This is a genomic window from Algoriphagus iocasae (assembly GCF_014206875.1).
Lineage (GTDB): Bacteria > Bacteroidota > Bacteroidia > Cytophagales > Cyclobacteriaceae > Algoriphagus > Algoriphagus iocasae.
In genome coordinates, this window is record NZ_JACIJO010000005.1 from 162,221 (window position 1) to 174,382 (window position 12,162).

Here is a 12,162-nt window from a genome sequence, read left to right on the forward strand (position 1 = left end):
TAATGAATTAATAGTGGCACTTAGCACATTCAAGCCCACCGATGTCTTTCACCTTTAGGGCATCTTTTGAATCCACATGAATCTGTACCAACTTATCATAATAGGCATTGCCTTCAGTAGCAATTTCGGTTTGTCTGTGACAATCGATACACCAGCCCATAGTCAAAGCACTATGCTGACCTACCACTTCCATTTCCTGAATAGGGCCGTGGCAAGTTTGACACTCAATTCCACCCACTTTCACGTGTTGAGAGTGGTTGAAGTAAGCTAAATCCGGAAGGTTGTGAACACGTACCCACTCGATTGGAGTGTTGTTATCCACAGCATCATAGATTTTCTGAATTTCTGGAGAAACTCCTTCTTTACCTTGTACATTCTGCACGTGTGTGTGACAGTTCATACAAATGTTTGGAGAAGGAATATTTGCTGACCTACCGATCTCAACACCAGTATGGCAATACTGACATTCTATTTCTAAGGTACCAGCATGAAGTTTATGAGAATAAGCAATTGGCTGAGTTGGAGCATATCCTTGTTGAACACCAACAGAATATAATCCGTCAATTGCGGTCTTAGCTACCAAAGCAACTACCAGAGCAGTCACAATAATGATGAATCCATCACTTTTTAAAACTTTGCCAAGATTGAATTTTTGAGAAACGAACTCTTGATCATCTTCATCCAGCTCTTGCTTGTTCAAGTATTTGGTCAATACAGAAATGATCAAGCCCAATACTGTCAAAATCAAAAGTAGGACAACAACCAAAACTACAAGGATCACTGTCAGGTATTCACTTGGAATCCCTCCAGCGGCAGCTACTTCACCGCCTTCAGTTCCAGCAGCCGCCGCTGCTGCTGCAGCTGGGTCTACTTTGTCACCAAATTCGATATAAGCCAACAAATTGTTTAAATCATCGTCTGATAAAAACTCGTGAGCCGGCATGGCTGTATTGTTGTAATCTTTGTAAAGCTTAGTATAGTAAGCATCACCCGAAGCAAGGACTACTCCAGAGTTTTTGATAAACTTTTTCACATTGTCAGCAGGCTGTCTGTCCGTAGCTCCTCTCAAAGCTGGACCAACTAACTTCTGATCTAATCTGTGGCATGTTTTACAATTTGCATTGAATACAGTCTTACCTGCTGCTACTGCTTCATCGCTACTATCAACTGCAGGGTCAGCGGCAAATGCCTGAATCCCTATCAGCATGAAAAACAGCACTGCCAGTGTGTGGAAATTCCATCGAACCCCTACTAACGAGCGTTTGGATAACATATTATAGCTAATTAAATAGTTTATGCGGTTTTCAATAACCCCTGCAAAGGTACTACCCGGGCTCAATTTTTCAAACAAGTATTCAATTCAAATAACCGGGTCATTCCTTAACAAAAACCGAGTTTAGCCTACTGATTTTCAATATTTTACAGGATATTTAATTGAAGAAATTTTATTTAGAATCTTTATAAATAAAATGTATTCCAATTTGAATTCGAACTACAGAATCATATCCTCGTATTTAGATTTTTTTTCGTAATGGAAATCAAGAGTTTGAGGGTTCTAATTACATAATCCCTTAAAAATAAATCAAGGTAGTTTTGCTTCAAAAAAGATATTCTCTAGATTTGCATTCCATTTCCAAAATGGTCGAGTGGCCGAGTGGCTAGGCAGAGGTCTGCAAAACCTTGTACAGCGGTTCGAATCCGCTCTCGACCTCATCAAAAAAGCATCTCGATTTCGGGATGCTTTTTGCATTTAAATAACTTTTAATAATTAAGAAAGTTAAAAAGAATATCCGACACCAAACTGAACACCTATCTCTTGCAAAATTTGCTTGTAATTCCCCTCTTTCTCAAAAGGAATGACATTATGCCTTTTGTAATTGGGGAAAATGGAGAAGGAAAGTTTATCTGCATTCAATTTTGCCCCTAGCCCCGCCAAATAACCAAACCCGCTTTGGTCGGAGAAATTATTACCATCGGAAAGCTGGAAATCAACCACAGGTCCAGCCGCTGCATAAAAAATTTTCCCTAAAGAATATTCTGCATAGATAGGGATGGAAAGCAACTTGAAATCAGGATTATGGGAATAGCCATACAAGCAATTTATACATGGCGGAAAATTAGGACTGTATTTTACTTGCGCAAAGGAATAATTCAAACCTCCATTTAGCAAGAATTTCTCACTTATACTTTTCGAAAGCAGAACACCTACCTCCATCAAATTCTCAATATCCACAGAGCTCGCTCCATCTAAAGGTGTGTCCCAATTGGCCATAGCTCCTGAAACTCCAAAGTGCCCTTTCACTTTAAAACCTGATTGAGCATTCAGCGATAAACTAACAAAAAACAGGAAGGACAGTAAGATTATATTTTTCATAAGTAAAAGTTAAAGATAGTTTAGCCAGTACGGGAGAATTATCCTACCTGCTACATCTGGTTCTTAAAAACAACATTTTCTAACAAGTCCTGCTTCTGGAGAAGCAGAACAACAATAAAAAGTAATTGCCGCCTATGCCTTTGTGTTACCTTCGCGATCTCAAGATTAAAAAACAAAAAAACGCCGACTTTTCAGCCGGCGTTTCTAATATTAAATTTCAAATTTTAAATCTGAAATTATTTTTTTCCTTCCATTTGCTCTTTCAATTGAGTCAAAGCGTCCAAGTCACCAAGGGTAGACTTCTCAGCTGGAGCAGAAGTAGAAGAAGAAGTCTCAGACTTTTTCTTTGCTTCTTTCTTAGCTGGCTTCGCTTCTTCTTTGAATGTAGCAGTGTGAGAAAGGACAATTCTCTTATCATCTTTAGAGAATTCAGTTACTTTGAAGTCTTCAGACTCTCCAGCTTCCACTTGAGATCCGTCAGCTTTCTCTAGGTTTTTGATGGTTGCGAAACCTTCAAGACCGTAAGGAAGTTCAAGAACTGCTCCTTTATCATTTTTAGAAACTACAGTACACTTGTGAACAGATCCTACCGGGAATACATTCTCGAAAGTATCCCATGGATTCTCTTCCAATTGCTTGTGACCAAGTGCCAATCTTCTGTTGTCTACGTCAAGTTCCAAAACTGCTACTTCTAGCTCGTCTCCAACTTTCACAAACTCAGATGGGTGCTTGATTTTCTTAGTCCAAGAAAGATCAGATACGTGAACCAAACCATCGATACCTTCTTCCAATTCAAGGAATAGACCGAAGTTAGTCAAGTTTCTTACCACACCTTTATGCTTAGTACCAACAGCGTACTTAGTACCCATGTCGTTCTTAGTCCAAGGATCTTCAGTCAATTGCTTGATACCCAAAGACATTTTTCTTTCGTCTTTATCCAAAGTCAATACTACTGCATCGATTTCGTCACCAACTTTCACGAAGTCAGCAGGGTTTCTCAAGTGCTGAGACCAGCTCATTTCAGAAACGTGGATCAAACCTTCAACACCTGGAGCAAGCTCAAGGAATGCACCGTAGTCAGCTACGTTTACAATCTTACCTCTTACTTTAGAACCAACTTCAAGGTTAGAAGCCAAAGAATCCCAAGGATGAGCAGTCAACTGCTTCATACCCAAAGAAATTCTCTTCTTGTCATCATCAAAGTCAAGAACAACGATCTGAACTTTCTGATCAAGCTGCAATACTTCTTCTGGATGATTGATACGTCCCCAAGAAATGTCTGTGATGTGAAGTAGACCATCTACACCACCCAAATCGATGAATACACCGAAGTTGGTCATGTTCTTGATCACACCTTCCAATACTTGACCTTTTTCTAGGTTGTTTAGGATCTCTGCTTTCTGCTTCTCAAGATCTTTCTCGATCAACACTTTGTGAGATACTACTACGTTATCATTAGCGTGGTTGATTTTCACCACTTTCACTTCCATTTTCTTACCTACATAGATATCGAAATCTCTGATAGGCTTCACGTCGATCTGAGAACCTGGCAAGAATGCCTCTACACCGTAGATATCTACGATCAAACCACCCTTTGTTCTTCTCTTCACCAAACCTTCGATCACATTGTCATTCTCAAGAGCATCTTCGATGTCCTGCCATGCACGTACGATCTTAGCTTTCTTACGGGAAAGGATCAATTGACCCAAAGCATTTTCTTGCTCCTCGATGAATACCTCCACCTCGTCACCTGGCTTGATACCAGCTACGTCACGGAATTCACTCAAAGGAACCAAACCGTCAGATTTGAAGCCAATGTTGATGATAACATCTTTGTCATTTACTCCTACTACTACACCTTTGATCACTTCTTTTTCAGTGATTTCATTTAGTGTACCAGCATACATCGCTTCCATCTGAGCTTTTTGCTCTTTTGAATAGCCTTCTCCAAAACCTTTGGTTTCGAAGTTGTCCCAGTTAAAATCTTCTTTGTTAGACATAATAGTAAAACTCTGAATATCAACAGCCTTAGAGTCATCAGGCTGAGGTTTTTTAGTTTTTGATAAATGCTTCTAGTCACCTAAAAACATCCCGCCCACTCGAACGGACTGCAAAGGTACGGAAATTCTTTTATTTCGTAAATCCACAGCAAAAAAATCAAAAATCTATCCCCATTCTTCCAGATCAACAATTGGCAATCATCCGAAATCTCCTGTAAATTGATAGAAACGAAAAGCCCTATCCCACCAAACAGTGAAATAGGGCTAATGCAAGCAAAGAGTTAAAATTAAATTTGAACCCAAAATTACCACTATTCAGTTAGCATGAAAATTCTTCAGGCACTATTTACTGTCTATTCATTAGTGATATTCGTCGTTTTGATGCTTTTGTTAGGGTTATTCATTGTGATCCCACTATTGATCAGCCCAAAAGCAGGAGAAATTTCTTTCTTTTTTATTCGTCTTTGGGCAAGAACTTGGGCTTTTCTCTCCGGCTTTAGATTCGAGATTCATGGGAGAGAAAATATTGATCAAAAGCAACCCTACATTTACATTTTTAATCATCGGTCATTTTTTGATGCGCCAGTGATCCCAGTTGCTATTCCTCAGCAAGTCCGTGCCCTAGGCAAAAAAGAACTTTCGAAAATCCCATTTTTTGGTTGGATCGTAGGAAAAGCAGCGGTTTGGGTAGATCGTGATAATCCTGAGTCCCGAAAAGAAAGCATTAAAAAGCTTATTAAAATATTGGAATTGGGGATTTCAATTGTAGTTGCTCCTGAAGGAACAAGAAATGACACCCAAGAAACCTTGCTCCCTTTTCAGAAAGGGGTATTTAGGCTATCTAAAGAAACTGGAATCCCTATTTTACCCATAGCGGTAATTGGAGCCGATCATATTCACAAGCGAGGGACATTTTTATTGAGTCCAGGCAAAGTAAACATCTATTTTTCTCAAGCTATTTATCCAAATCCGGATATTTCGGTTGATCAATTAGCTGAAAAATGCAGAAATAGATTGGAGGCGATGATTCTTACTCAAGAATAATCGCCTCTTCTTTTTCATCATCCGCCGCATCAATTGTCAACTCCTCAAAAAGCACATATACTGACAGATAAGTCAAAGGAATGGTTACCAACAATCCTACTATCAAACATAGGAATCCTCCAATATTGATCAACAGAAGCAAAAGAACAAACCCGAAGAACTTCCACCAATTCGTATGAACCAGTTTTCTGCTGTACTCCATTGCCGGCCAAAAGTCAAAGCCTCCAAAAAGCACAAACAAGAGTGAAAACATATAGCCAACTCCCAAATAGATACCCGGTAAAATAAACAGCACCAAGCCTGCAACCATAAAGATTGCAGTTATGAGATTCACAATGATCAATGGCAAAATATATTTGAATCCATCAAAGTAATTCTGAAAGTCAACCTATTCCCTTTGGCTCATTCTATTGGCCACCAGATAAAACCCTGCAATCAATGGTGGGGATAAAAAAATGGAATAGATAAAGACAAAATCCTCCAGATAAAGCGTGAAGGCCAACTGTATGCTGGAAATCAGAAAAGCAAAACCTATATGAAACATAGCCCGGGCTTTAAACATTTCCCAGGCTTTGTCTATCACATTTGAAATATTAAAATCTACTCCCGAATCGATGATTCGCTGAAGTTTAATTGGATCCATTCTTTAATATTAATTCGTAAAAGCTTCCAGAATATCGTGTTTGGTAATGATATGGATTTGATTTTGTGCATCCCGAACCAATACCGCTTTTTCCTTCTCCACCATGGAAGAAAGCACGTCAAGCGTACTGTCCAAAGCGACAAAATGCATGGACTCTTCCATCACATCAGACACTTTTGCATCTTTCAGCTCCGGATTTTCAATGATCTTCGCCAATAATTTATTGTCTGTCAAACATCCCACTACTTCACCTTCTTCCATTACCGGGATTTGAGAAACAGATGTCTTATTCATTAATCCAATTGCCTCTCTTACTGAATCAGTTTTCAAGGTCGACACCAAATGGTAGTTACCATTTCTTTGGGCGATGATATCTCTGGCAGTTGAGAATGTGCGATCTTCTAAGAAACCATGATTTCTCATCCACTCGTCATTGTAAACTTTTCCTAAGTAGCGGGTTCCATGATCCGGAAGAATGATTACCATTTGATCACCTTCTTTCAGATTATCCTTTGCCCACTCCAAAGCACCATGAACTGCAGATCCACAAGACCATCCCACAAATAATCCTTCCTCTCTAGCCAATCTTCGTGTCATAACCGCAGAGTCTTTGTCAGTGACTTTCACAAAGTGATCAATCACATCAAAATTCACATTTTTAGGAAGGATATCTTCTCCGATACCTTCTGTTAAATATGGGTAGACTTCTTTTTCATCAAAAATCCCGGTTTCCTTATACTTCTTGAAAACTGATCCGTATGTATCAATCCCAACAGTAACAATGTTTGGGTTTTGCTCCTTTAAATAAGTCGCCGTACCACACATTGAACCTCCAGTTCCTACGCCAGCAGCGTAATGGGTGATTTTACCATCCGTATCATTCCAAATTTCCGGTCCGGTCGTTTCATAATGCGCGGCAGTATTGGAAAGGTTATCGTATTGATTTGGGTAAAAGGAATTCGGAATATCTGCATTCAGTTTTCTGGCAACTGAATAATAGGATCTTGGATCTTCCGGAGAAACATTGGTTGGGCAAACAATCACTTCGGCACCCACTGCTTTAAGAATATCGATTTTCTCTTTGGACTGCTTATCCGCCATGGTAAAAATGCACTTATAGCCTTTTGCAACTGCAGCTAGCGCCAAACCCATCCCTGTATTGCCAGAGGTTCCTTCAATGATCGTTCCGCCAGGTTTCAGAATCCCTGCTTTCTCTGCATCCTCCACCATTTTGACCGCCATCCGGTCTTTCATGGAATTACCAGGATTAAAATATTCAACTTTTACCAACACATCTCCTTTGATATGTTTTGCAAGTTTATTCAAACGGATCATCGGGGTATTACCGATGGTTTCGATGATGGAATTGTAGATCATAGTCAGTTATATTTGGTTCTCAAAATTACAGGATTTTTCTTGGCATGCAGGGTTCATGGCCTTAAAACAAAATTAAATTTTGCTGAAAAATGTGAATTTTACACCTCTTTAAACTCCAGCCTTTTGATCACATCTAAAGTCACATGCATCAAAATAGCTGTCACAAAAGCCACCCCGATAACCAAAGCAAGTAATGCAAAAACAAATTGCTTGGTCAGCGCAAAAGTGATAATCCCGATTACTCCTGATGGAATAATCCCGAAAATAAAAATCCCTCCAATCATCAATGGTTTGATCAGAAACCGGTCCCAGCTTTCCTCTAAGGCTATTTGAGGGATAAGATTGATCGCGAAACCAATCAGATAAAACCCAAACATCCCTAACAGAAACAAAGGAATCAAAGCCCAATGAACACCCGCAATAAATACCGAAGGAATGATCATAACTCCTGAAAACAAAAGAATCTGTTCCAAGTCAAGTTTGATCATGTTCCAAAATTTGGAAGTCCATGAAGCCGGAATCAAAATGAAAAACGGCTTTTTCAGATCCCCAACAGATGCTCTACCAATCCCAGCCAAAAAATAAAACACCATCAGGATCATCAGATAGCCATAAAACACTTTATGGGAAAACCAGTCAAAGCGGGACAAGATTGCAAATACAATTCCTAATCCAGCCATGATCATAGAATAAACCCCAAATAGCGGATGAAAATCCTGTCTGGAACTATGCACGTAATTTCTCCAGTAAAAAGCTTTGGCACCAACTCCAAAATCCGGTAAGGCCAACTGCTTCTTAGTATTCATACTATATGAGCTTTCTGAGACCTGTTTTTTCCCTCTTACCTTTTCCAACTTCTCTTCATTGGATTTTGTCGCTTCCAAAACATCTTCGTAGTAATACCCGGAAAATTGAATAACCAGTTTTACAATTGAAAAATAAGCCAAAGCATAAAGGGCTATAAAACATAAAGCTAAAAGAGCATTTTGATCCCAAACATAGCTCATGATCCCTCGGCTCCAGCCGACTATTGGGAATAGATTAAACCAAGGTGAACTCACCCAAGAAAACATTCCTTGCCAGAATTTATCAGCCATAAGGCCCGGAATCAAAATCATCAACCCGAGCAGTACTCCTAAAACCGTTACACCGATTTTGATATATTCCATTACCCCGTATTTGGTATGCAGGGTATAAATCAAAAATCTCAATGGAAAAATCATAAAGAAAAACAGGGCAAAGCCCAGTATCAAAAAAACAATGTTACCGACGGTCAACTCCAACTGATCCGCCATTTGGCTGGCTCCATAAATAAGAAACAACATACTTCCTCCCAAAGCTGGAAGAATAGATCTTGCCATATAATAAATCAGAATATTTTCCGGTTTGACTGGTGCTGTAAAAAGCAGGTTTACATCAGCCATCTTGAAGAAACTCACATTGTTTTTTGTGGCTCTATACAATTGGAATACAAAAAATCCCAAAGCCAAAACCGTCACACCACCCACAAGATTCTGAAGCGCAAAATTCACCTCCGGAATCCCATTTAAATCCGGTGCCTCCATTCCTGTTGCATCAGACTTACTTTTCATTCTCATTGTATAGATGAAAAAGAAATAGGCGACCATCCCAGCGTAAGGCAATAATCGAAGGGGATTGCGAAGAATGAGCTTGATATTATTGATCAGGATGAAAATATCCTTCCTAAAGAGCAATCGGATTTCATTCATCTTTCGTGAGTTCTAAGAAAAGATCTTCCAGTGAAGTCCCTTCCTCTTGTACAAACTGCTGTTTCAGATTGGAGATTGTGTCATTTCCTAAAATCCTACCATCTTTCAAGATCATGATCCTATCCGCAATAGACTCAACAGAATCAATGAGATGGGTACTTACCAAAATGGTTTTTCCGGCTTCTTTCAATTTGCGAAATATCTGCCTTGTATTTTTTATCGCTTTGGGATCCAAACCGATCATTGGTTCATCAAAAAACAAAACCTGTGGATCTGGAATCAGGGCACAGCAAATAGAAACTTTTTGCCTCATTCCTTTTGATAAATCTCTTCCAAGTTTGTTTTGCTTGTCTTCCAATTCAAAAATCTCGACCAATTCTTCTGACTTCTGTTTCCAATCTACCACACCATATGCTTGACCAATAAATTGAAAATGCTCCTTGACAGTCAAAAGATCATAAACGTAGGGGGTTTCAGGGATATAGCTAAACAGCTTTTTTGCCTCCACAGAAAGATGGTCATATCCTCCAATAGTTATTTCGCCAGAAGTCTTACGCAAAAGCCCCACAATACACTTCATGGTTGTACTCTTTCCGGCTCCATTCGGACCTAACAAACCTACTACTTCGCCGCCTTGTAGTTCAAATGAAATATCATCGACTGCGTTTTGTTTCCCGTACTTCTTTACCAGGTTATTGACAAGTAACATAAAAGTGAATTTGACCTTAAAACTACAGTCTATCCTATTAGGTTTCTAAAAATTGGAATCTTTTTTGATCATCGCAGCAAAAGGATTTTAGCAACTAATCAAACCACATGAAAAAACTAGCTAGTATTTTGGCCCTCATGGTCATTTGCCATTTTTCCTATGCCCAGCATGCAGGTAGATTTAGAATGGGTATGGACATAGGCCCAGCCATCCCAAAAGATGGTGGAATCGGAGCCTTGGTCAATTTAGAACCAAAAATCAACATCAAAAATAACATGAATGTCGGCATTCGATTTGGAGTAGCGGGTTTGGCAAAAGATGTGACCTATTACGACTTTACGGAAGATTATGAAGGAGAAATCTCCGGAAACATTTCTGTCACAGGCACCTTTGATTATTACTTCAATAATGGCGGTTCTAATGTCGCTCCATATGTTGGAGCCGGTTTTGGTTATTATGCTTTGAGCAGCATAGAAATAAATAGCAATGATTTTGATACGCCTGATAACATCGGCGACCTGGAGGCAGATTTCAAATGGGCTCCAATGGTTAGAGCCGGTGTCGAATTAGGCAAATTCCGCATGGGTGCAGAATATAACATCGTGCCTAAAAGCAATCTTCAAAATGCTTCTGGAGATGTCATCGGAGAAGCTATCAATCAATACTTCGGATTTACGCTGGGATTCTATGTTGGAGGAGGAAGATGGAGAGGAATATAAAAGTTGAAAGCTGAGAAATAGAAAACGGCTGTCCCCAAAAGGAGGCAGCCGTTTATTTTTGATGTGTTACGATTAATTTTTGGCTCCTGCCAGCAAATAGAGAACAGCCATTCTTACAGCTACTCCGTTTTGAACCTGCTCGAGAATGATTGCATGTTCTGAATCTGCCACATCAGAGCTCAATTCAACTCCTCTATTGATAGGTCCCGGATGCATAATTACAATCTCTTTATCCAGTTGATCCAGCAATTTTTTATTAATCCCATAATAGAGTGAATATTCACGTAAACTTGGGAAATATTTGATTTGCTGACGCTCCAATTGTATTCTTAGCACATTTGCCACATCACACCATTGAAGTGCTTTCTTCACATCCAATTCCACCTTGACACCAAGGCTTTGGATATACTTTGGCAGTAAGGTGATAGGTCCACAGACCATTACTTCCGCTCCTAATTTCTGAAGACAGAAAATATTGGAAAGTGCCACCCGGGAATGCAAGATATCTCCGATGATCGCAACTTTCTTTCCAGCTACATCGCCAAATTTTTCTTTGATAGAAAAAGCATCCAACAAGGCTTGTGTGGGATGCTCATGGGTTCCATCTCCAGCGTTTACGATATTAGCTTTCACGTTTCTACTCAAAAAATGTGGTGCTCCAGGACTGGAATGTCTCATGACCACCATATCCACTTTCATGGATAAAATATTATTCACCGTATCTACCAGTGTTTCTCCTTTTTTGACGGATGAATTACTGGAAGAAAAATTCACAACATCTGCAGAAAGTCTTTTCTCTGCAAGTTCAAATGAAAGTCTAGTACGGGTGGAGTTTTCAAAGAAGATATTGGCAATGGTAATATCCCGCAGAGAAGGCACTTTTTTGATAGGGCGGTTGATCACTTCTTTGAAGTTTGCCGCAGTTTCTAAAATCAACTGAACATCATTTTCTGTGATGTTTTTGATTCCAAGGAGGTGTTTCGTGCTGAGTTGAGACATGATTAACTTTTATCTTTCTCTGTGATCCAAATTGCGTCTTTTTCGTGCCCTTGCTCCTTCCATTCTACGATGACATATTGACTTGTAAGCGTATTGATCCGGACTCCAAAATAATCCGGCATAATCGGATAATCCCTAGTCAGCTTGCGATCTACCAGCACCATCAATTCTACTTTTTGAGGTCTTCCAAAGGCAATCATCGCATCCATTGCTGCGCGAACAGATCTACCTTTATACAATACATCATCAACAAGGATTACTTTTTTTCCTTCCACTAAAAAGTCAATTTTGGTCTCGTTGGCTTTTAATGGCAAGTCTCTCCTACGGAAATCATCTCTGTGAAAAGTAGCGTCCAGATATCCTGAAGGAACTTTGACCCCTGAAATTTCTTGAAGTAAGGCAACTATCTTATCAACCAGCAATGTGCCTCTCGGTTGTAATCCTAAAAGTACCGTGTTTTCGAAATCGTCGTGATTTTCGATGAGTTGATGACAGAATCTCCTCAGGGTGATGGCAATCTGTCCTTCGTCTAAGACTAGCCTTTTTTGCATGGGTAAGATTTGGGGG

12 protein-coding genes and 1 tRNA gene are annotated in these 12,162 nt (G+C 39.6%); 3 read left to right on the top strand and 10 right to left on the bottom strand.

Annotated features, from left to right (window positions below; translation table 11 throughout):
- Nucleotides 1-7 precede the first annotated feature (7 nt).
- Nucleotides 8-1,273 carry a c-type cytochrome gene (locus tag FHS59_RS22005; RefSeq protein WP_184498300.1) on the bottom strand — a complete coding sequence of 422 codons (1,266 nt, stop codon included), beginning with the start codon at nucleotides 1,271-1,273 and terminating at the stop codon, nucleotides 8-10.
- A 367-nt stretch (nucleotides 1,274-1,640) separates the two neighbouring features.
- Between FHS59_RS22005 and FHS59_RS22010 the strand changes: the two genes are divergently transcribed.
- Nucleotides 1,641-1,711, top strand: a tRNA-Cys gene (locus FHS59_RS22010).
- A gap of 66 nt (nucleotides 1,712-1,777) precedes the next feature.
- On the opposite strand, the gene FHS59_RS22015 is transcribed toward FHS59_RS22010, so the two are convergent.
- The gene (locus FHS59_RS22015; protein WP_184498302.1) at nucleotides 1,778-2,374 is read right to left on the bottom strand and encodes an outer membrane beta-barrel protein; all 597 of its coding nucleotides are present in this window, start codon (nucleotides 2,372-2,374) and stop codon (nucleotides 1,778-1,780) included.
- Nucleotides 2,375-2,610: 236 nt separating this feature from the next.
- Nucleotides 2,611-4,374 (bottom strand): 30S ribosomal protein S1, encoded by a 1,764-nt coding sequence (gene rpsA, locus FHS59_RS22020; RefSeq protein WP_184498304.1) that lies wholly within the window; start codon nucleotides 4,372-4,374, stop codon nucleotides 2,611-2,613.
- A 324-nt stretch (nucleotides 4,375-4,698) separates the two neighbouring features.
- Here rpsA and FHS59_RS22025 point away from each other — a divergent pair, with 324 nt between their 5' ends.
- Nucleotides 4,699-5,418 carry a lysophospholipid acyltransferase family protein gene (locus tag FHS59_RS22025; RefSeq protein WP_184498306.1) on the top strand — a complete coding sequence of 240 codons (720 nt, stop codon included), beginning with the start codon at nucleotides 4,699-4,701 and terminating at the stop codon, nucleotides 5,416-5,418.
- Here FHS59_RS22025 and FHS59_RS22030 read toward each other — a convergent pair.
- From FHS59_RS22030 to FHS59_RS22050, 5 genes are all read right to left on the bottom strand, one after another.
- Nucleotides 5,405-5,752, bottom strand: a complete 348-nt coding sequence (locus FHS59_RS22030; RefSeq protein ID WP_184498308.1) for a hypothetical protein — start codon at nucleotides 5,750-5,752, stop codon at nucleotides 5,405-5,407. The two genes, FHS59_RS22025 and FHS59_RS22030, sit on opposite strands and share 14 nt — an antisense overlap.
- A gap of 54 nt (nucleotides 5,753-5,806) precedes the next feature.
- Nucleotides 5,807-6,061: a hypothetical protein gene (locus FHS59_RS22035; protein WP_184498309.1), complete on the bottom strand. Its 255-nt coding sequence runs from the start codon at nucleotides 6,059-6,061 to the stop codon at nucleotides 5,807-5,809.
- Between the two features lie 9 nt (nucleotides 6,062-6,070).
- Entirely contained in the window at nucleotides 6,071-7,438 is a 1,368-nt protein-coding gene (locus FHS59_RS22040; RefSeq protein WP_184498311.1) for a pyridoxal-phosphate dependent enzyme, read from the bottom strand.
- 98 nt (nucleotides 7,439-7,536) lie between these two features.
- Nucleotides 7,537-9,168 carry a putative ABC exporter domain-containing protein gene (locus FHS59_RS22045; RefSeq protein WP_184498313.1) on the bottom strand — a complete coding sequence of 544 codons (1,632 nt, stop codon included), beginning with the start codon at nucleotides 9,166-9,168 and terminating at the stop codon, nucleotides 7,537-7,539.
- Nucleotides 9,161-9,877, bottom strand: coding sequence for an ABC transporter ATP-binding protein (locus FHS59_RS22050; protein WP_184498315.1), 717 nt, complete (start codon nucleotides 9,875-9,877; stop codon nucleotides 9,161-9,163). Before FHS59_RS22050 ends, FHS59_RS22045 begins: the two co-directional genes overlap by 8 nt.
- A gap of 107 nt (nucleotides 9,878-9,984) precedes the next feature.
- Here FHS59_RS22050 and FHS59_RS22055 point away from each other — a divergent pair, with 107 nt between their 5' ends.
- A complete protein-coding gene (locus FHS59_RS22055; RefSeq protein ID WP_184498318.1) occupies nucleotides 9,985-10,596 on the top strand; it encodes an outer membrane beta-barrel protein in 612 nt (203 codons plus the stop codon).
- 72 nt (nucleotides 10,597-10,668) lie between these two features.
- Here FHS59_RS22055 and FHS59_RS22060 read toward each other — a convergent pair whose 3' ends face one another.
- Together FHS59_RS22060 and pyrR are read right to left on the bottom strand one after the other, a co-directional pair.
- A complete protein-coding gene (locus tag FHS59_RS22060; protein WP_184498320.1) occupies nucleotides 10,669-11,595 on the bottom strand; it encodes an aspartate carbamoyltransferase catalytic subunit in 927 nt (308 codons plus the stop codon).
- 2 nt (nucleotides 11,596-11,597) lie between these two features.
- Entirely contained in the window at nucleotides 11,598-12,146 is a 549-nt protein-coding gene (pyrR, locus tag FHS59_RS22065; protein ID WP_184498322.1) for a bifunctional pyr operon transcriptional regulator/uracil phosphoribosyltransferase PyrR, read from the bottom strand.
- Nucleotides 12,147-12,162: the final 16 nt, after the last annotated feature.